Below are 19455 nucleotides of genomic sequence, written 5' to 3' on the forward strand. Positions count from 1 at the left end.
ATCGAGCCGTTTTGATGGCGAACTGTCAGGCCCGAAGATTCATACCGTGGCGGACGAGATATCGGGAGGATAGACCATGAGCAAGACTTCTCCGCGTGAGCAACACGCTCCCGTCATCGAGGCGGAATTCTCCCTCCAGAGCCCCGAATATCCGTTCGTCGGCGTCTCGGAAGCGGAGTCGTGTACGTTCGAACTCGCCAAGATCATGCCCCGTTGCGGCGGGGAGTATTCGGAGTTCTTCAACGTCACCGGCGTCGATCCGGCGCGGATCGTGGAGATTGCGGCGACCCACGAGACGGTGGACGTCACCCTTCTCAACGAGTACGACGACGGCGGCCTCTTCGAGTTCCTCGTCGACGGCGACTGTCCGGCCGTGACGCTGGCCGAACTCGGCGCCCATCCCCGGGAGGTTCACAGCACCGACGGCGACGGACGCATCGTCGCCGAGATTCCGTCACAGTGTGAATCCCCCGCCGTCATCGGGGAGTTCCTCGATGAGATTCCCGGGACGGAACTCGTCCGTAAACGTGAGAAGGAGGCGGTCACTCCGCTTTTCACCCAGTCGGCGTTCCAGGAGGTCCTCCACGCACACCTGACGGACCGGCAGTTCGAGGTCCTCGAAGCCGCCTTCGAAGCCGGCTACTACGACTGGCCCCGGGAGTGTACGGGCGAGGAAATCGCCGACGAGTTCGACATCTCCTCGGCGACGTTCTCCGAGCACATCCACACGGCCGAGCGGAAACTGCTTACCGTGCTGTTCGACGGACTGAACTCGCGGTAGGTGTCCCTCCGAATCGGCGGCCGTCGACCCACGGCGTCAGGGCGTGTCGACGTCCGACAGCAGCGCAACGGTCCGGCCGTCCGCATACACCGTCACGTCACAGCCCTCGTAACCGAACCTGAGATGTCCCTTTTGGGTCGCGGACTCCGTATCGGACATACGGTCGAACAGTTCGTCGAGCGCGTCGGGGTCGACGACATCGTAGAGCGGTTGCAGCTCCTCCACCGGCGTTTCGGTCACCTTCGAAACCGCCATCGTCACGCTATACGACGGCGCCAACCCGTCGTCCAGCCAATCGATGGTGTGAACCCGTACGTCGTGGTCGGGCGTTTCGGCGTCGTCGATGCCGAGACCGTCGGGCGCTACCATGCACCGCAGGAAGAACGGACCACGTATAGTCACGGTCCCTCGATTTCGAGGGACCAGTTTCGGTTACTGTGAAATAGTCCGTGACGGTCAGAACGGGAACAGCGACTCGGCGTCGGTATCCCGTTCGATGAGTTCGATTTCGTGGCCGTCTTGGTCCTTCGTGAACGCGTAGAGGTCGTCACAGTCGGCCGGGTCCCGGTAGTCGGCGGCCTCCCGCGTCATGAGCGTCTCCCAGTCGTCGTGGAGGTCGTCGATGCGGACACAGAGGTGGCCCCACGCGTCGCCGAACTCGTAGGAGCGGCCGTCGTAGTTGTAGGTCAACTCGACGGACATCTCCTCGGGGGCGGCGTCTCGCGGTTCGAGGAAGTAATTCGCGAACGTGTCGGCCTCCCAGCGGCCGACCTCGTCGTACTCGAACTTGCGGGTCCAGAAGCCGATGGCCTCGTCGGCGTCCTCGACGCGAATCATGGTGTGGTCGAGACTCCAGCGCGCGCCGTGGTCCCGCTTGACGATCTCGATCTCGTGGCCATCGGGGTCCTTGACGAACGCGTAGCGCCCGCCGCAGGATTCGGGGTCGCGATAGTCCTCGACACCGCCCTCCATGAGCCCCTCGTAGGCGGCTTCGAGTTCGCCCTCGGGCACGCGAACGGCGATGTGGCCCCACGCGTCGCCCACCTCTGGTTCTTCGCCCTCGTTGTGGGTGAGTTCGAGCAGGGCGCCGTCCTCGTGCATGTCCTCCGGCCCGAGGTAGACGATGGTGAAGCCGTCGCCCTCGTAGCGGTCCTTCTCCTCGTATTCGAGGTGGGTCTGGTACCAGTCCAGCGACTCCTGCAGGTCCGAAACGCGAAGCATCACGTGGTCGAGCGTGCCGTCCATAGCTACGCGAGCGTAGGGCCGGCGCGGGCAAAAACATGCTGAAAGGCCAACCGCGACAGACCGTCGAACCGAGGTCTACGGCGGCCACCGCTCGTCGAAGGTGTAGTCCGACGCCCAGTTTATCGAGGCGTCGGGTTGGTCGGGAGTCTCGACGCGAAGCGTGATTCGACTGTTGAACTCGTCTTCGTAGACCAGATACAGCGTCTCTAGTTCGTGCACACAGACGAGGAACCCGTCGATGTCACCGTCATAGTGCTTGTAGACGTTTCCCTGTGAATTCGTGTGCTGACTCTTCGTGTGGAACTGGATGACCCCATCGCTAAGCCAGCCTGTTTTGACCTGCATCCGCTGCATCCGACCGTTCTGTGCCTCGAGAACCAAGTCGTACCGCTGATTGTCGCTGAACGGAATCAAAACGGGAATTCCGCGCCGTTTCAGTTCGGTGATGACGGCGGCTTCGGTGAGGTCGCCCTTCTCGTGGGACTCCATGGCTGCGCGGAACTGCTATCCGTTCGGTATAAAAATGAATCCAACCCCGAAGTGAAAGTAGAGCCGCTGTAGGTGACGCAAGTTCCGTCTAGCGGGCGAGCGCGCCACCCCCGCTAGTTTTTAAATCAAGGACACACCTTAGCATCGGCTATTCAGAATAAAATGAGGTGGGACCGCCCGAATTTGAATCGGGGTTACAGCGTCCCAAACGCTGAAGGATACCAAGCTACCCCACGGTCCCTCGTATATTCGTAACTCCCGCCCCCGTGAAAACGTTTCGTTCCGGCCGGAACGGCTTTTTGTCATCCCCGAGAATCGCGGGTATGGTCACGCCCGTCGAAATCGGCCTGCTCGTGCTCGTGTTGGCGCTGCTGTTCGGCGCCTACCGGATAATTAAGGCGGTCAAGCCGCTCATCGTCAACGCCATCGTCGGCGTTATCATCCTCTTTATCGCCAACTTCCTCGGGTTGGCTGGTGGAATCGATATCTCGCTGATAGCGATACTCGTCTGTGCGGTCGGCGGGATTCCGGGCGCGATACTGGTCATCATCCTCGCGTACCTCGATATCGCCTTCGTCGGGATGATGGCGCCGCTCGTGTTGCTCTAAACGAGCGGTTCACTCGATGCCGAAGGCCGACAGGTCGGTCTGGATGCCGGCGGCCATCGTCGATTTTCTGCGGAGGTCATTCAGGGAGACGGGCAGTTGCGGGACCAGTTGCCGGACGGCATCGTGGAAGGTTTCGGCGACGGCCGGTTCCGAGTCGAAGGCGTCCCGAACCGACTCGCGGATCTGCCAGACGCCGACGGGGGCCCAGTACTCGTTGGTGGCGTGGCGGATGACGAACACCTTGGCCTGTCGGCCGCGGTCGGCGAGTTCTTCGAGGACGCCGAGGCGAGAGGCGTAGTAGGCGCCGGAGGTCTCGTCGACGTAGTCGGTGCGGCCCTCGAAGCCCTCGCTGTCGGCGGCCATGTAGAGTTGGCCGTTCGGGTCGGGATTCCAGATGGAGCCGGGGGCTTTCAGTTCGACCAACTCGAACTCCCAGTCGCCGGGCGTCGCGATGACCCAGTAGTCGTTGCCGATGTAGCTGTTGTGCCACACGAGCGTCTGGTCGATAGAAGGTGCGTTTCGGATGGTACCGCGGAGGTACTTCCCGACGGTGTCGTCGACGGCGGTGATCGACCAGCGCGTGGGGACGAGTCGGCGGTTGTCCCCCTGACCGAGCGCGCCGACCGAGAGGACGTTGTTGATGTCGTAGACGTCGAAGCCCTTGCGGTAGAGGTAGGTCATCGCGCCCTCGGCCCGCCAGTCGTCGTCCGAGAGGGTCTTCTCGATGGCGCGGGGCACGTGTGGGTTCTCGGTGAGGCTGGCGGATTCGGCGCTGGCGCGGGGACCGCGCGGGGCGGCAATGTCCTCCAGCGTGCCGTCGAGGTCGAAGCCCGGTCGCTCGTCGAGTCCGAGTTCCACGTCGACCGGCCGGTCGGCGATGGCGACCTCTCGCTGGGTGCCGACGAAGCCGTCCCAGACGTCGTCGACGTCGACGTTCGAGCGGCGCGTTGAGTTTAGGAGATTGGTCCGCCGCTGGAAGACGTCGTCGATGGAGTAGCCCTGCCGGTACCACTTTCCGGAGGTGACGTACTGTTCGGCGTCGTCCTCGTCGCCGACGGGGGCCAGCAGGCCCGCGGAGACGCTGGGATAGGAGCCGCTGCCGACGAACACCGAGGGGGCGGTCGAGCCGACCAGCGTGTCGTCCGAGAGCGTCTCGTCGAACCGCGTCTTGGCCGAATCGAGGTGGTCGGTGATGGCGTAGGATTTCTCCTCGGCGAGTTTCCGCAACTCGACCGACTCGTCGCGGTCGAGGTCGTCGACGTACTCGTCGAGGCGCATGGCGGTCCTTACGGTTGGACTAATAAAGACTGTTCGGACGGCGAGGGGAGAACCGAAAACGGCGGGCCGCTCAGGTCAGGAGTGGATGCCCATCGCTTCGATCTGTTCCTGATACCGGTTACGGATGGTGACTTCGGTCACCTGCGCGACGTCAGCGACCTCGCGTTGGGTCTTCTTCTCGTTGCAGAGCAGCGAGGCGGCGTAGATGGCCGCGGCGGCGTAGCCAGTCGGGGATTTGCCGGAGAGCAGGCCCTTCTCGGCGGTCGTCTCGATGATTTCGTTGGCCTTGGTCTGGACCTCCTCGGAGAGTTCGAGTTCCGAGCAGAAGCGGGGGACGTACTTCTTGGGGTCGACAGGTTCCATCTCGAGGCCGAGTTCCTGCGAGATATAGCGATAGGTCCGGCCGATTTCCTTCCGTTCGACGCGGGAGACTTCGCTGATTTCCTCCAGCGAGCGGGGGATGCCTTCCTTGCGGCAGGCGGCATACAGCGCGGCGGTGGCGACACCTTCGATGGAGCGGCCCCGAATCAGGTCGTCGTCGAGGGCGCGCCGGTAGATGACCGAGGCGACTTCGCGGACCGAGCGGGGAACGCCGAGTGCGGATGCCATCCGGTCGATTTCGCTGAGGGCGAACTGGAGGTTGCGTTCGCCGGCGTCCTTGGTCCGGATGCGTTCCTGCCATTTCCGGAGTCGGTGCATCTGGGAGCGTTTCTTCGAGGAGATAGAGCGGCCGTAGGCGTCCTTGTCCTTCCAGTCGATGGTGGTCGTCAGCCCCTTGTCGTGCATCGTCTGGGTGGTCGGCGCGCCGACGCGGGACTTCTCCTGTCGTTCCGAATGATTGAACGCGCGCCACTCCGGCCCGGGGTCGATGTGGTCTTCCTCGACGACGAGCCCACAGTCGTCACAGACCATCTCACCCCTGTCGGCGTCCTTGACGATGTTGTCGGAAGAACACTCCGGGCAGACCGTCGCTTCGTCCTGGTCGGCGGTTTCCCCCTCGGTTTCGGTCTCGCGCTCCCGTTGACGGGTGGGCCGTGTCATCGCGTTTTTATAGTGATACGAGCATTCGACTTAAACCCTCGCAAACCTATTATTAAATCTGACATGAACCGCAAGAGAGCGACCGTCCGAAAACTGTCGGCCCCCCGGGAACGGGTCGGAAACCGGAAGGGCTAAAACCGGGACGGTGGGAAGCGGGAACGATGCCCGTCATCGACTGCGACCCCGCGACCGCTCGCGAACGGCTCGAAGCCGCCGGTATCGAGGTCGAACCGGGCAATACCGACCACGAACTGTGGCGGGCGAGCCACGCGGGGGCGACGGCGGTCGCCTACGAGGGGAAAGTCGTCGTCCAGGGCGGGTCGCCGGGCCGACTCGTCGGCGTCATCGAGGGCGGCGGCGGGCGCGCACACGTCTACTTCGACGGCGGCTCTCGGGGCAATCCCGGCCCCGCCGCCATCGGGTGGGTCATCGTCACCAGCGACGGCATCGCCGCCGAGGGGTCGGAACGGATCGGGAACGCGACGAACAATCAGGCCGAATACGAGGCGCTGCTTCGTGCGCTGGAAGCGGCCGCCGACATCGGCTTCGAGGAACTCCTCGTCAAGGGCGACTCCGAACTCATCGTCAAACAGGTCCGCGGCGAGTGGGACACCAACGACCCGACGCTCCGCGAGAAGCGCGTCCGGGCCCGCGAGTTGCTCCGGGAGTTCGACGAGTGGTCCATCGACCACGTTCCGCGGGAGATAAACGAGCGCGCCGACGACCTAGTCAACGACGCACTCGATGGTTGACGAACCTACCGGCACACACGAGGACGCCAGCGATGGAACCGCCACCGACGGCGACGCCGACGACGGGAACACCACCGACGAGGAGGCCAGCGGCGACGGCCTCTCCGGAGACGTTATCGACCGGGTGACGACGCTTACTCGGCGCGCACGCGAGGCCGTCGACGACAACGAACGCGAGGCGTATCTGGACGAACGGGAATCCCTGCTGGCCGACCACGACTACGTCCCCCGCGTCCGCGAGGAGGACACCGGCGAAACGCTCGTGTTGTATCCGGAGGAGTGGGTCGACGACGGGGTCGTCCAACTCGACCGCATCGAGGACACCGACCGCGCCGTCGAGGCGTCCCTGTCGGGGGTCGGCGACCCCGACGACTGGGACGCCGTCGCCGAGCACAACCGCCGCGTCGCCGACGAAATCGAGGCCGAACACGGCGAGCCACACGGCCCGACGGCCCACGCCTTCGCGGACTTCATGAGCAATCACTACGCCAAACGCGTCGAGGAGGCCACCGAAGGCGAACGCGAGGAGTTCACCGCCGAGTATCTCCCCCGGAACGCGTGGCCGACCGACGAACAGCTAGAGGCCGTCGCTGCGTCGCTGCGACTGGTCGAAAGAACGGGTCGAGAACTCCGTTAGGCGTGCTGGTCGACGAGGTCGTGCAGCCGGTCGGCCCGCTCGTCGTCGGTCGCGACCTTCGCGAAGGTCCACGATAGCTGGTCGAGGACCGCTTCGAGCCCGTCGTCCGTCAGGCCGTACTCGTTGGTTCGCTTGTCGAGTTCGCTCTTCTCGACGAGGCCCATCTCGACGAGGTCGTCGAGATTGGGGTAGAGCCGCCCGTGGTTTACCTCGCTGCCGTAGTACGTTTCGAGTTCGCGCTTGATGGCGAGCCCGTACCGTGGGTCCTCCGCGAGGATGGTCAGGATGTTCTGCTGGAACGCCGTGAGCTCCCGTGCGATGCCCGGGTCGGGAGCAGTTGTCTGTGCCTCTGACATACGAATCAACACGTTAGGAACCTACTTAACATTTATCCAACAACAACGAAACGACCGGCATTGTCCTCCTCCATTCACATTCTGGGCATATTATTTATAAAACATCGAACAATGGAGAGGTATTCGAACCGTGATATCAGGTATCTGTCGAGAGTCGCGGATGTACGGACGTCGAGGGGCGGCCGCAACGGGCTACCGAGGTCCTCGGGCGTCAAGCGCGTGTCGAAAGGTCTTTGCGGGCGTCACGCCCATCGCCGAACATGGCTGGAGCGAACCTCTGGGAAGACCTCGAGACGGGGCCGAACGCCCCCGACGAGATCTACGCCGTCGTCGAGTGTCTGAAAGGCGAGCGCAACAAGTACGAATACGACAAGGACATCCCCGGCGTCGTGCTGGACCGCGTGCTCCACTCGAACGTCCATTACCCCTCGGACTACGGCTTCATCCCGCAGTCCTACTACGACGACGAGGACCCCTTCGACGTGCTCGTGCTGGTCGAAGACCAGACCTTCCCCGGCTGTGTCATCGAGGCCCGCCCCGTCGCCCTCATGAAGATGGACGACGACGGCGAGCAGGACGACAAGGTCATCGCCGTCCCCAGCGAGGACCCCCGCTACGACCACATCCAGGACCTCGAGGACATCCCCCAACAGCAGCTCGACGAGATCGACGAGTTCTTCTCGACCTACAAGAACCTCGAGGAGGGCAAGGAAGTCGAGACGCTGGGTTGGGAGGACAAACAGGCCGCCAAAGAGGCCATCGAACACGCTCAGGACCTCTACGAGGAACACTTCGAGTAACGCGGCCGCGCCGTCTCGTTTTTTATTAGTAGCTGTCGACAGCCACGGCTCGCTCAGTCCATCGGACTGCTCGTGCCCGCGCGAACCGGGCTACGAACCGAACGATGGATTCGCTGTAGACATACCGGCCCACGTTAAATGCCCTTTAGTAATAGCCATAGAATCAACCGTCATCTTGCGTTTTCCTCATACAGTATACCCACCAAGCATACCCCGTATGCGGACAATACATTATGTTTATGGAGTGATATATGGGGGTGGGCGTGTTACGTTCGTGTATGAGCGCCCAAAAGCAGGCCCCAATGGGGATGAAACACATGACCGTCGTTCCGGAGAACTTCGAGGTGCCGTCCGACGACGAGGACGACGAGGACGACGAATCGTAACGTTCCGCCACGCGTTTGCCGGTTTCGACGAGGGGTGCCGCTTTTCGCACGCGAAACGAACCTTCTTGTAGCCGCCAGTCCCACACGCGTGTATGGGATTGTTCGACCGACTTCGCGGCGGCGAGGGACCGCGAGTCGCCTTTTTCGGTATCGACGGCGTTCCGTACAGCCTCATCGCGGACAACGAAGACGTCTTCGAGAACCTCAACGAGATGGGTGCCGCCGGCAGCGGCGGCGCGATAGACTCCATCGTCCCGCCCGAATCCAGCGCCTGCTGGCCCGCGTTGACCACCGGCGTCAACCCCGGCGAGACGGGGGTCTACGGCTTCCAGGACCGGGAGGTCGGCAGCTACGACACCTACGTTCCGATGGGCCGTGACGTACAGGCCAAGCGCCTCTGGAGTCGCGTCGACGACGCCGGCCGCGAGGCGACGGTCATGAACGTCCCCGTCACGTTCCCGCCGGACCGGGACGTCCAGCGGATGGTCTCCGGGTTCCTCTCGCCCGGCGTCGAGAAGGCCGCCTACCCCGACGAACTCCGCGAGACGCTGGAGGACCTCGACTACAAGATCGACGTCAACGCCAAGTTGGGCCACAAGGAGGACAAAGAGAAGTTCATCGAGGACGCCCACCGGACGCTAGACGCCCGCTTCGACGCGTTCAAACACTACATCCAGGAGGACGACTGGAACCTCTTTTTCGGCGTCTTCATGACGACCGACCGGGTCAACCACTTCCTGTTCAAACACTACACCCAGGACGGCGAGTACAAACAGGAGTTCCTCGACTTCTACGAGAAGGTCGACCGCTATCTCGGCGAGCTGCGTGACATGCTCGACGACGAGACGACGATGATCGTCGCCTCCGACCACGGCTTCACGCAACTGGACCACGAGGTCAAATGCAACGTCTGGCTCGAGGAGAACGACTGGCTCTCCTACGAGGACGACGACCACGACAGCCTCGGCGACATCAGCGACGAGACGACGGCCTACTCGCTGATTCCCGGCCGCTTCTACATCAACCTCGAGGGCCGCGAACCGCGCGGGTCCGTCCCCGAAGACGACTACGAGGAGGTCCGCGCCGAACTGAAAGCCGAACTGGAGGAACTGGAGGGTCCCGACGGCCGGAAGGTCGCCGACCGCGTCGTGACCAAGGAGAAGGCCTTCCGCGGCGACCACGACGACATCGCGCCGGACCTCGTGGTCATCCCGAACCACGGTTTCGACCTCAAATCCGGATTCAGCGGCGGCAACAAGGTCTTCGATACCGGCCCTCGCAACGGCATGCACAGTTTCGACAACGCGTGTCTGTTCGTCGATGACGACGACGCCAGCATCTCCGATGCCGACCTCTACGACATCGCGCCCACCATCCTCGAGTTGCTCGACATCGAGGTCGACCGCAACGAGTTCGACGGCGCCAGCCTCGTCTAGACGACACGTCTTTAGGTGAAGCCGCGTCAGTTCGCGGTGTGTCCTCCGAGGGTGACGAGGCGGCCGCAACCGCCGACGACGAGACGAGTGCCCGCCCCGACTGGCGGCCGATATTCGGCCACGACGAGCCCTACGACGACCAAATCGACGGCATCGAGACGGCCATCGACACCGCCGAAGACGGCGGCTTTCTCGCCCTAGAGGGTGCCTGCGGGACGGGCAAGACGATGCTCGCGCTGACCGCCGGCATCCACCTCGTCCGCGACCCCGACTCGACGTTCGAGCGCGTGTTCGTCCTCACGAGCGTCAAACAGCAACTCCGACAGTTCGAGGAGGACCTCCGGACCATCAACGACAACCTGCCCGACGACTGGCAACCGATTTCGGCGATGACGCTGGTCGGGAAGGCCGACGTCTGTCCCTACAACCTCGCCAACGCGGGCGATATCGACGACACGAACGTCTACGAGCGATGCGAGGGCCTCCGCGAGCGCACGCGGGGACTGGCCGACGAGACGACACCCGGGTCGTTGGTCGACCAAGCCAGAAGCCAGCAGGTCGGCCTCGCCGATTCCGGGGCCCAGGGCAACGGCGCGAGTTTTCTGGAAACCGCGGGCGAACCGACGCCGTATCCCCACGACACGCCCGAGGCCGGCGACCACGACGTCGAGTACTGCCCCTTCTACGCGCAGTACCTCGACGACCTGCCCGAGGACGGCGACCCGGTCGAAGCCGTCCCCTTCGACCACACCGAGATGGGTCTCATCGAAAGCGAGGACCTCGTCCGCCGGGCCGGTGGCCACGGCTCCTGCCCCCACTCGGTGATGGGTGCGCTCCTGCCGCACGTCGAAGTCCTCGTTGGGAACTACTACCACGCCTTCGACCCGACGACAGTCGAGTCCTTTACGGGCGCGCTCATCGACGACGAGACGTTCGTCGTCTGCGACGAGGCCCACATGCTGGAACCCCGCGTCCGGGACCTCGTCGGCGACAGCGTCTCCGACCGGTCGCTGCGGGATGCCGAAAACGAACTCTCGCGAGTCATCCAACCGGTCGCCGCTATCGAGGAAGCCGGCCAGGGCGCCCAGCACGGCGCCGAGGCCAGACAGAAGGCCGCGACGATTCGGGAGGAACTCCAGGAGACCGAGGTCTCCCTTTCGGAGTTTCGCGACACGCGCCGTTTCTTCGCCGCCCTCGGCGACGAACTCGACCGACGGGTGACCGACCATCTGGACGAGGAACGACCGGGCTGGAAGCGGGACCTGACCGACCTCGAAGACGACGAAATTCCGCTTCGAGACCCCGAAACGCCCGGTACCGACGAGTTGACGCGGTGGGCCGAGCGCAACGGCTTCGACGCACGCATCTGGACGCGCGCGGAGACGGTCTGTGCGGTCGCCAAGCACGTCCTCGATACCATCGATGACGACGACAAGCGCCGCGCGGTCTCGGGGGTCGGCCGCACGCTGGCGACGTGGTACCGGGTCGACCACACCGACTTCTTCCGTGAAATCGAACTCGAACGCACCTGGGACGACACCCAACCGGCCGAATCCTGGAAGCGGGCCTACACCGCCAGTTTCTCGCTGCACAACTGCCTGCCGGCGGGCGCCATCGGCGAGCAGTTGGGAGAGTTCGGCGCGGGCGTGCTGATGAGCGCGACGCTGGAGCCGCTGGACGTCTTCACCGAGGTGACGGGCCTCCAGCATCTGGAACGGGAGGAAGACCGGCCGGTCGTCGAGCGGACCTACGGCCTCGAATTCTCCGAGGACAACCGCGCCTCCTTCGCGCTGTCGGCGCCGAAGTTCACCTACGCGAACCGCGGCGACCCCGGCGAGGAGACCGACACCCGGCGGGCCCACGCTGCGGCGATTCGACGGGTCGCCGACTCGCCGGGCAACGTCCTCGTCGGGATGCCCTCCTACCGGGAAACCGAGTGGGCCGCCTCCGTGCTGGACGACTGCGACAAGGAGGTCCTCCTCGACGAGGCGACCGACGACGTGGCCACGGAGAACCTCAAACAGGAGTTCTTCGAGGGCGATCCGAAGGTGCTGGTGACGAGCCTCCGCGGGACGCTGACCGAGGGCGTCGACTACAAGGGCGACCGGCTGTCGGCGGCCATCGTCTGCGGCGTCCCCATCATCAACACCGCCAGTCCCCGGACGCGGGCCGTGCGGACCGCCTACGACCGGGCCTTCGGCGACGGCTTCAAATACGCGCTGTCGGTGCCCGCCGTCCGGAAGGCCCGACAGGCCATCGGCCGCGTGATTCGCGGCCCAGAGGAGACGGGCGTGCGGGTGCTGTGTGACGAGCGATTCGCCCGAGACTCGTGGGACAGCGTTCGGGAGTTGCTCGGCGAGGCCGAACGGGAGGAGTTCCAGCCCGTCAGCACCGATATGTTCGATTTCGCTCTGGACCGATTCTGGTCTGGATAGTACGAGCTTTCGAATCGTTTCAGCTCTGTTTTTTTATAAATAGAGCGTGGCCTCTCACCCGTTAACACCACCCCCGAAGCCCTCAGCCGGCTGGCGGTCGCTGAGCGACATATCCTCGCTCCCTGCGGTCGCTCGGATAGTGGTCGCTCAGACGACCAAGCAAGCGCCACCCGGCTTCGCCCTTCGATTCCGCCAGGACCGCACCGCAACCACAGCCACATACCTCCCCAACCGACTCCCTCGCTCCGCTCGGTCGTCCCTCGCGCGCTGGCTGGCCTGACCGCTGCTCGCGGTCTGCTCGCAGCGGTCGGCCAGCGCGCGCCATTTATAAAAGCCACTCGGCCGGGAGCGCGTGCGGCCCCTTGGGCCGCCGCGCGACATGCACGGCGCTACGCGCCGTGGTGTAGGTCTGCGGGCCGTAGGCCCGCGAAACCCGGGAAAGGGCAGGTGCGGTCCTTGGAGGAATGAAAGGGCGAGGTGGGTTCGCGTTTATATAGTCGCTAAGCGGGCACTATCCGACCGCAGGGAGGATATCCCGCTTAGCGACCGCGAACTCACCGAGGGCTTTCGAGGTGGTTGCGGTCGGCTTACTCCCGAGCACTCCTTATAAACAGACGACTGCTAGCCAGCGGGCCGAGGGCTTTCCGGTTGTTTGCGGTCAGGGCGTCGCCACGCTCGACTTACAAAGAAACGGCGGGACGAATCACGCCCTCAGTGTGGGGTCCAACAGAGTCGGGTTAGGAAGATACTTCCCGCTCGCGCGCCGTGTCACGTATATGAGTGAGTTTACTGTCCGCGGTTCCTTCCCCGCTCGCTTCGGCGAGCAGGACTTCGAGAAGCAGGTCGAGGCACCGAACGAGAACGTGGCCGTCGAGCGCGTCTACACGAACTTCGGCTCCCAGCACGGCCTGAAGCGCACCCAGATCGACATCGCCGAGGTGGACGCATGAGCCTCGGTGGCGGCGGTGGCGGCGGTGGCGGCGGCGCGATGCAGCAGATTCAACAGCAGATGCAGGCCCTCGAAGAGGAAAAAGAGGCCATCGAGGCCGAAATCCAGAGCGTCGAGCAAGAGCAGGACGAGATCGACGAGGCCATCGAGGCCATCGAGACGCTCGAAAGCGGCGCGACCGTGCAGGTCCCCCTCGGCGGCGGCGCCTACGTCCGCGCGGAGGTTCAGGACATGGACGAGGTCGTCGTCGGATTGGGCGGCGGCTACGCCGCGGAGCGAGACAGCGAGGGCGCCGTCGAGTCCCTCGAAACCAAGAAGGACACCCTCGACGACCGCATCGCGGAACTCGAAGCCGAAATCGAGGAGGTCGAAGAGGAGACCTCGGACCTCGAGGAGCAGGCCCAGGAGATGCAGCAACAGCAGATGCAGCAGATGCAACAGCAGATGCAGCAGGAAGACGAGTAGGGTAGATGTTCGACGGACTGAAGGATAAACTCGGCCGGTTCAAGGACGACGTCGAAGAGGAATCCGACGAGCCCGAAGCCGAAGCGGGCGAGTCGGTCCCCGAGGAGTCGGCCGAGACGGCCGAGGAGCCGGCTGCAGAGCCCGACGCGGACGAGGAAGACGACGGCCCGGGCCTCGCGAAGAAGGCCGCCCTCGCGGCGACCGGCCGGACCGTCATCACCGAGGAGGAGCTCGAAGAGCCCCTCGAACAGCTCGAACTCGAACTCCTGCAGGGCGACGTGGAGATGAGCGTCGCGAACGCGATCACCGACCGCATCCACGAGGAACTGGTCGGCGAGACCCGCAAGCAGGTCGAGTCCGGCGAGCAGGTGGTCGAACGCGCCATCGCGGAGGCGCTTCGGGACGTCATCAGTGTCGGCCAGTTCGACTTCGAACAGCGCATCGCCGAGACCGACAAGCCCGTCGTCGTCGTCTTCACCGGCGTCAACGGCGTCGGCAAGACCACCACCATCGCGAAGATGTCCCGGTGGCTCGAGGAGCGCGGCTACTCGTCGGTCATGGCCAACGGCGACACCTACCGGGCGGGCGCCAACGAGCAGATCGAGGAGCACGCCGACGCCCTCGATACCAAGATCATCACCCACGAGCAGGGCGGCGACCCGGCGGCCGTCATCTACGACGCCGTCGAGTACGCCGAAGCCAACGACGTCGACGTCGTGTTGGGCGACACCGCCGGTCGCCTGCATACCTCCAACGACCTGATGGCCCAACTGGAGAAGATTGACCGCGTCGTCGACCCCGACCTGACGCTGTTCGTCGACGAGGCCGTCGCCGGCCAGGACGCGACGAACCGCGCCAAGGAGTTCAACGACGCCGCCGAAATCGACGGCGTCGTGCTGACGAAGGCCGACGCCGATTCGCAGGGTGGTGCGGCCATCTCCATCGCCCACGTCACCGGCAAGCCGATCCTCTTCCTCGGCACCGGACAGGGTTACGACCACCTCGAACGGTTCGACCCTGACGAAATCGTCGACCGACTGCTCCGAGAGGAGTAACGAGGCTCGAACGAGACCCCCGAATGCGTCGCGCTTCCGCTGTCGCGCTGGTTTTGATCGCCGTCGTCGCCGCCGGCCTCTGGTTGCTCCCGGCGTTTCTACGAGCGCCACCGGAGGCCGTCCCGGACGCGTCTTTCGATGTGAGTAGCGACCCCGCCGAAGACAGCCTCGTCGTCGAATACGCCGACGGCGACGCGTTCGAGTCGGGCGAACTCGCCGTTATCGTCTACGAGGACCGGCCGGTCGTCCCCGACCGCACGGTCCACCGGACGACGTGGGAGACGAACACGACGGTCCGGCCGGGTGACCGACTGGAACTCGACGACCCGCGCTTCGAGGCGGGCCAGCGCGTCGTCGTCCGGTGGTTCGGCGAGGCCGGGCAGGCGAACCTCTACGAAAGTCGGCTGTAGCCTCACACTGCGCGTAGATACGCCGGCGTATTTCGAGAGACCTCACTCCTCGTCCGGCACGCCCTCGCCGCTTCGGCCGTCGCCGCCGGCGAAGCGGTCGGCACCCTCTCGGGCGGTCTCCAGCGCACGAGAACCGTGCCAGCCCTCGACGGCCAACCCTCGTTCGAGGCTCTCCCCGAGACCGTCGTAGACCGCCTGCCGGTCGGTTCGAACCGTCTCCTGTGGGAATCCCGCGACGACCTCGCCGAGTTCGACGGCCGCATCGAGCGCCTCGCCCTCGTCGGCGAGGCGGTTGACGAGTCCCCACTCCTTGGCCGTCTGTGGGTCGAGTTCCCGGCCGGTCAGGATAAGTTCGAGGGCTCGTCCGAGGCCAACGATATGCGGGAGTCGCTGGGTGCCGCCGTCGACCAGCGGCACGCCGAACCGGCGCTCGAAACAGCCGAACGTGGCGGCGTCGCTGGCGACCCGGAGGTCACACCACAGTGCCATCTCCAGACCGCCAGCGACACAGTGGCCCTCGATGGCGGCAATGGTCGGCTTCGAAACGCGCGTGCGGGTGAAGCCGAGCCATCCATCCGGGCGGTCCTGCAGGTCCATCGCCTTCAGGTCCGCGCCCGCGGAGAAGGTGCCCTCGCTGCCAGTCAGCACGCCGACCGACACGTCGTCGTCCTCGTCGAAGCGTTCCCACGCCCGACCGAGTTCCTCCGCGGTCGCGTTGTCGATGGCGTTGCGCCGCTCCGGCCGGTCGACCCTGACGACGGCGACCGGACCCTCTCGCTCGTAGTGAACCGTCATGGCTCGCCGAACGACCGATATAAGTATAAAAAGCATGGCAGGAACCACAAGATAAACTATATACCACGATATAGAATTACGAATATGGGGAACGCGGCGAGACCACGGGCGCGTCGACGGATACGAGCGACGGCGTCAACTGTGGCAATAAATGGCACACACGGTAGTCGGCATCAGCGTCCGACACCGACACGTACTAGCCGGACGAGAAAGATGGAGTACCTAGCGACTTGCCCATAACACTGTCATTGCCGCTGAGTTCGCTACTGCTTTCCCTCGCGGGGGGTGTGGAGGCGCTCGTCGAGTCAGCGACGGGGTGGCCCGGTATGGGCATCATCTTCGTGTACTCGTTTCTGATCGCGTTCGTACTCCCCGGCCCGAGCGAGGTCGTTCTCGTCGCGCCGCTGGAACTCGGGCTCCCGACGTGGGCCAGCCTCGGGAGCATCATGCTCGTCAGTGCGGTCGGAAAGGCCGCCGGCAGCGTACTGGCGTTCCACATCGGTCAGGAGGTCAAACAGGCCGGACCAATCGTCCGGTGGCTCCGCCGATCCCGGTGGAACGTCATGGAATGGTCGGAGCGGCGGTCAGTCCAGCTCGCACAACGGTACGGCTACGGCGGGCTCGCGATGGCGCTGTCGGTCCCTTTCTTCCCAGATACCATCTCGATATACGCCTTCGCCGTGCTCGAACGGGACTACGTTCGGTTCGCTGCGGCGACCTTCGTCGGGAGTCTCGGGCGACTCATCGTCACGGTCGGGTTCTTCGGAAGTATCTCACTGGCGCTTTGACGGGCAGCACCGGACCCCGCCCGTTACAACTGCTCGCCGACGATGCGGTCGGCGTGTTCGATGAACGCCTCCTCCTCGCCGGCCGGAATCGTCGCGCCCGCCGCGACGTCGTGGCCGCCGCCGTCCCCGCCGACCGCCTGTGAGGCCTCCCGCATCACGACCGAGAGGTCCAGTCCCTGACTCACGAGCGGGCCCGTTCCACGACTCGACACCTTCGTCTCCTCGTCGTTCTTTCGAGCGAAGGCGATGATGGGCATCTCTCGGGAGACGCCGTCGGCACCCATCGACATCCCCGCGATGATGCCGACGATGGTCTCGCGTATTTCCTCGCCCGAATCGAACCACTGGAGGTGGTCTTCGGTGGTGACGCCGTTCTGTTCGACCCACTCGATGCCCTCCGAGAGGTTCCGGCGGTGGTTCCGCAGGAGTTCCTTCGCGCGGTCGTAGGCACTGTCGCGGTCGCCGAGACAGACGGCAAGGCCGACGTCCGCCCGTTCGTATCGGGCCGTCGCGTTCAGAAGCGTCGAGAACTCGCTTGCGTCCCGCAGTTCCGTCCCGACCGCCTCCTCACGGAGGACGTAGGTCGTCCCGACAAGGCGGTCGATCTTGAACGCCGGGACGCCACGGCTGACCGCGTGCTGGACGAGGGCGCTAGCGACCGTCTGCCGTTCGTCGTCGGTCAGGTCGACCCACCGTTTCCACGACCTGTCGGCCCGACACTCGACGTCGAGGTCGTCGAGAAACGAGACGGCACCCCGTTCGTCGTTGGTGATGCCCGGAATGCGGACGTCGGAGGCGAACTCCAGCAGTTTCGGCAGGGGCCGGGTCTGCTTGCCGTAGACCGCGAGGTCCTTGGTCTCCTCCAGAACGCCGGCGTCGACCCCGTCGGCGACTATCTCCTCGTTGGCGCCGTGGAGTTCCCCGCCGGAGGCCTGCATGTCGCCGACCGCGCCGACCACGGCGAGCGCGGCCAAATCGCGGTTGTCCAGCCGTTCGTCTTGCCCGGAGTTGGCTGCGAGCGCTCGCGCGAGCACGTAGGCCGCGCCCGCGCCGGACATCTCCGAGGCGCCGTCGATACCCTCCAGCAGGGGGTTGAGATGGAACTCCGTCTCGGCCTCGGCCGGCTGGTGGTGGTCGGCGATGACAGGGGTGAAATCGCCCGCCTTCTCGTGGTCGGCGATGATATCGAGTTGGCCGCTCCCGAAGTCGGTGAAAAGCACGGTCTCGTAGTCGCGTTCTGCGATTCCGGCGATGGAGTCGGCGTCGAGTTGCTTCTCGAAGACCGTCTCGAATGCCAGTCCCGCCCGTTCCAGCGCCGTCGACGCGACGGCGGCGCTCGTCAGGCCGTCGGCGTCGATGTGGGAGGCGAGTAGGACGCGGTCGGCCTGTAGGAGCCGTTCGGCACACGCCTCGGCGCGAGCCTGTAGCGTCGGAACGGGAGCGTCGGCGAGACTCATCGTAGGGTTGCTAATGCGGTATGGAATTTAAACCTCCGCACAGTCGGTTCTTGCATGCGGATCCGTCCGGCCGAACGCGAGGACTGCGAAGCGATCATGCTCGTCCACGTCGGCGCCATCATCGAACACGGGCCGAAAGCCTACAGCGACCGGCAGGTGGCGACGTGGGCAGCCAAAACCGAAGGCGTGGCACGCTACGAGCAGGCCGTCGAAGATCCGACCACGGACCTACTCGTTGCCGAAGCCGACGGCGAGGTGGCCGGTTTCGCGGAACTCGACCGTGCTGACGAGAAAATCGAGGCGCTGTTCGTCGCCCCCGAACACGGTGGATCGGGGATCGGCACCGCGCTTCTGGACGAGTGTGAAACGCGCCTCCGGGACCTCGGTGTGGAAACCAGTTGCCTCGAAGCAGTACTGAACGCGGTTGGCTTCTACGAGGCCGCTGGCTACGAACGGGTCAAACGAGTCACGAACACGACGACTGCCAACACGGAAGTCGAGTCCGTGAAAATGCGGAAGCCGCTCGATTAAAGTCGCTCGGCGACGGCTTCGGCCAGCGTCTCGAACGCCGCTACCTCGGGGACGACATCGACATCGATGCCGTTTGCTTCGGCCGTCTCCGCGGTCGGTTCGCCGATGGCACCGACGACGGCCCGATTCAGGCCGGCGACGGCCTCCGACCGGATGCCCCGCTCGTCGGCGGCATCGAGGAAGTGCTCGACGGTCAGCGAGGAGGTAAAGCAGGCGCCGCCGAGTTCACCGTCGGCGGCCAGTTCGACCGATTTCCCCGCCGTCGGCGGCCGAACCAGTCGATAGAGCACCGTTTCATGGACGTACGCGCCGGCGTCCTCCAGCCCGTCGGTCAGCACCGGTGAGCCGTGGTCCGAGCGGGCGACTTCGACGCGCGACCCCTCGACCATATCGCGCATATGAGAGACCAACCCAGTCGAGGAGAACTCCTCGGGAACGTGGTCGACAGCGTAGCCAGCCGAACGCAACACGTCGGCGGTCGGCGAGCCGATGGCAGCTACCTCGCCGGACGGCTCCCACTCGACGTCGGCGGCGAGTTCCACACCCGTCTTGCTCGTCAACACCGTGTAGTCAGCGTCGACCCGGGGCGCTTCGCCCGTCGGGTCGACTTCGAGCATCGGGTCCGAAACCGGTTCGTGACCGAGTTCGCGGACGATTTCGGCCGCTTCGGTCGCACGCTCGTCGTCGGGACGGAAGAAGGCTATCTTACCCATCGCTCGTGGCCTCCGTCTGCCGCGTGTATTCGATTTGATATAGCGTCA

Annotated in this window: 22 protein-coding genes and 1 tRNA gene; 13 read left to right on the forward strand and 10 right to left on the reverse strand. The window is 64.7% G+C overall.

Features of this window, described 5'->3' with window-relative positions; translation table 11 throughout:
- The first annotated feature begins 76 nt into the window (after positions 1–76).
- The gene (locus U5914_RS06135) at positions 77–781 is read left to right on the forward strand and encodes a helix-turn-helix domain-containing protein (RefSeq protein ID WP_336134878.1); all 705 of its coding nucleotides are present in this window, start codon (positions 77–79) and stop codon (positions 779–781) included.
- A 36-nt stretch (positions 782–817) separates the two neighbouring features.
- Here the strand turns inward: U5914_RS06135 and U5914_RS06140 are convergent, their stop codons facing one another.
- The 4 genes from U5914_RS06140 to U5914_RS06155 all read right to left on the reverse strand — a co-directional run bounded on the left by U5914_RS06140 (position 818) and on the right by U5914_RS06155 (position 2756).
- Positions 818–1150 (reverse strand): HalOD1 output domain-containing protein, encoded by a 333-nt coding sequence (locus U5914_RS06140; protein ID WP_336134879.1) that lies wholly within the window; start codon positions 1148–1150, stop codon positions 818–820.
- A gap of 87 nt (positions 1151–1237) precedes the next feature.
- Complete coding sequence (locus U5914_RS06145; RefSeq protein WP_336134880.1) at positions 1238–2026, reverse strand: VOC family protein; 789 nt, start codon at positions 2024–2026, stop codon at positions 1238–1240.
- A gap of 75 nt (positions 2027–2101) precedes the next feature.
- On the reverse strand, positions 2102–2515 hold the full coding sequence (locus U5914_RS06150) for a group I intron-associated PD-(D/E)XK endonuclease (protein WP_336134881.1): 414 nt from the start codon (positions 2513–2515) through the stop codon (positions 2102–2104).
- A gap of 168 nt (positions 2516–2683) precedes the next feature.
- A tRNA-Pro gene (locus U5914_RS06155) sits at positions 2684–2756 on the reverse strand.
- An 82-nt stretch (positions 2757–2838) separates the two neighbouring features.
- On the opposite strand from U5914_RS06155, the gene U5914_RS06160 reads away from it, so the two are divergent.
- Positions 2839–3123, forward strand: a complete 285-nt coding sequence (locus U5914_RS06160) for a pro-sigmaK processing inhibitor BofA family protein (protein WP_336134882.1) — start codon at positions 2839–2841, stop codon at positions 3121–3123.
- Positions 3124–3132: 9 nt separating this feature from the next.
- Here U5914_RS06160 and nreA read toward each other — a convergent pair whose 3' ends face one another.
- Both nreA and U5914_RS06170 read right to left on the reverse strand, forming a co-directional pair.
- Positions 3133–4401, reverse strand: a complete 1269-nt coding sequence (gene nreA, locus U5914_RS06165; RefSeq protein WP_336134883.1) for a DNA repair protein NreA — start codon at positions 4399–4401, stop codon at positions 3133–3135.
- 75 nt (positions 4402–4476) lie between these two features.
- Positions 4477–5442, reverse strand: a complete 966-nt coding sequence (locus U5914_RS06170; RefSeq protein WP_336134884.1) for a transcription initiation factor IIB — start codon at positions 5440–5442, stop codon at positions 4477–4479.
- A gap of 161 nt (positions 5443–5603) precedes the next feature.
- On the opposite strand from U5914_RS06170, the gene rnhA reads away from it, so the two are divergent.
- Positions 5604–6194: a ribonuclease HI gene (gene rnhA, locus U5914_RS06175; protein ID WP_336134885.1), complete on the forward strand. Its 591-nt coding sequence runs from the start codon at positions 5604–5606 to the stop codon at positions 6192–6194.
- The gene (locus tag U5914_RS06180) at positions 6187–6831 is read left to right on the forward strand and encodes a DUF7108 family protein (RefSeq protein ID WP_336134886.1); all 645 of its coding nucleotides are present in this window, start codon (positions 6187–6189) and stop codon (positions 6829–6831) included. The genes rnhA and U5914_RS06180 overlap by 8 nt, the downstream gene beginning before the upstream one ends.
- On the opposite strand, the gene U5914_RS06185 is transcribed toward U5914_RS06180, so the two are convergent.
- Positions 6828–7187, reverse strand: a complete 360-nt coding sequence (locus U5914_RS06185) for a PadR family transcriptional regulator (RefSeq protein ID WP_336134887.1) — start codon at positions 7185–7187, stop codon at positions 6828–6830. The genes U5914_RS06180 and U5914_RS06185 overlap by 4 nt on opposite strands.
- A gap of 260 nt (positions 7188–7447) precedes the next feature.
- On the opposite strand from U5914_RS06185, the gene U5914_RS06190 reads away from it, so the two are divergent.
- The 7 genes from U5914_RS06190 (at position 7448) to U5914_RS06220 (ending at position 15123) form a co-directional block, all read left to right on the forward strand.
- A complete protein-coding gene (locus U5914_RS06190) occupies positions 7448–7987 on the forward strand; it encodes an inorganic diphosphatase (protein WP_336134888.1) in 540 nt (179 codons plus the stop codon).
- A 478-nt stretch (positions 7988–8465) separates the two neighbouring features.
- Entirely contained in the window at positions 8466–9809 is a 1344-nt protein-coding gene (locus tag U5914_RS06195) for an alkaline phosphatase family protein (protein WP_336134889.1), read from the forward strand.
- 38 nt (positions 9810–9847) lie between these two features.
- Positions 9848–12244, forward strand: coding sequence for an ATP-dependent DNA helicase (locus U5914_RS06200; RefSeq protein WP_336134890.1), 2397 nt, complete (start codon positions 9848–9850; stop codon positions 12242–12244).
- Positions 12245–13020: 776 nt separating this feature from the next.
- The gene (gene rpl18a / locus U5914_RS06205; RefSeq protein WP_336134891.1) at positions 13021–13194 is read left to right on the forward strand and encodes a 50S ribosomal protein L18Ae; all 174 of its coding nucleotides are present in this window, start codon (positions 13021–13023) and stop codon (positions 13192–13194) included.
- Positions 13191–13658 (forward strand): prefoldin subunit alpha, encoded by a 468-nt coding sequence (gene pfdA / locus U5914_RS06210; RefSeq protein WP_336134892.1) that lies wholly within the window; start codon positions 13191–13193, stop codon positions 13656–13658. The genes rpl18a and pfdA overlap by 4 nt, the downstream gene beginning before the upstream one ends.
- 5 nt (positions 13659–13663) lie before the next feature.
- A complete protein-coding gene (ftsY, locus tag U5914_RS06215; RefSeq protein ID WP_336134893.1) occupies positions 13664–14713 on the forward strand; it encodes a signal recognition particle-docking protein FtsY in 1050 nt (349 codons plus the stop codon).
- A 23-nt stretch (positions 14714–14736) separates the two neighbouring features.
- Entirely contained in the window at positions 14737–15123 is a 387-nt protein-coding gene (locus U5914_RS06220; protein WP_336134894.1) for a hypothetical protein, read from the forward strand.
- Between the two features lie 42 nt (positions 15124–15165).
- Here the strand turns inward: U5914_RS06220 and U5914_RS06225 are convergent, their stop codons facing one another.
- The gene (locus U5914_RS06225) at positions 15166–15918 is read right to left on the reverse strand and encodes a crotonase/enoyl-CoA hydratase family protein (RefSeq protein WP_336134895.1); all 753 of its coding nucleotides are present in this window, start codon (positions 15916–15918) and stop codon (positions 15166–15168) included.
- 326 nt (positions 15919–16244) lie between these two features.
- Here U5914_RS06225 and U5914_RS06230 point away from each other — a divergent pair, with 326 nt between their 5' ends.
- Positions 16245–16706 carry a YqaA family protein gene (locus U5914_RS06230; RefSeq protein WP_336135223.1) on the forward strand — a complete coding sequence of 154 codons (462 nt, stop codon included), beginning with the start codon at positions 16245–16247 and terminating at the stop codon, positions 16704–16706.
- A gap of 23 nt (positions 16707–16729) precedes the next feature.
- Here U5914_RS06230 and U5914_RS06235 read toward each other — a convergent pair whose 3' ends face one another.
- Entirely contained in the window at positions 16730–18163 is a 1434-nt protein-coding gene (locus U5914_RS06235; protein ID WP_336134896.1) for a DHH family phosphoesterase, read from the reverse strand.
- Positions 18164–18217: 54 nt separating this feature from the next.
- Between U5914_RS06235 and U5914_RS06240 the strand changes: the two genes are divergently transcribed.
- Positions 18218–18694: a GNAT family N-acetyltransferase gene (locus U5914_RS06240; RefSeq protein ID WP_336134897.1), complete on the forward strand. Its 477-nt coding sequence runs from the start codon at positions 18218–18220 to the stop codon at positions 18692–18694.
- Here the strand turns inward: U5914_RS06240 and U5914_RS06245 are convergent.
- On the reverse strand, positions 18691–19407 hold the full coding sequence (locus U5914_RS06245) for a uroporphyrinogen-III synthase (RefSeq protein ID WP_336134898.1): 717 nt from the start codon (positions 19405–19407) through the stop codon (positions 18691–18693). The genes U5914_RS06240 and U5914_RS06245 overlap by 4 nt on opposite strands.
- Positions 19408–19455 lie beyond the last annotated feature (48 nt).

Source organism: Natronomonas amylolytica (assembly GCF_037031205.1).
Classification (GTDB): domain Archaea; phylum Halobacteriota; class Halobacteria; order Halobacteriales; family Haloarculaceae; genus Natronomonas; species Natronomonas amylolytica.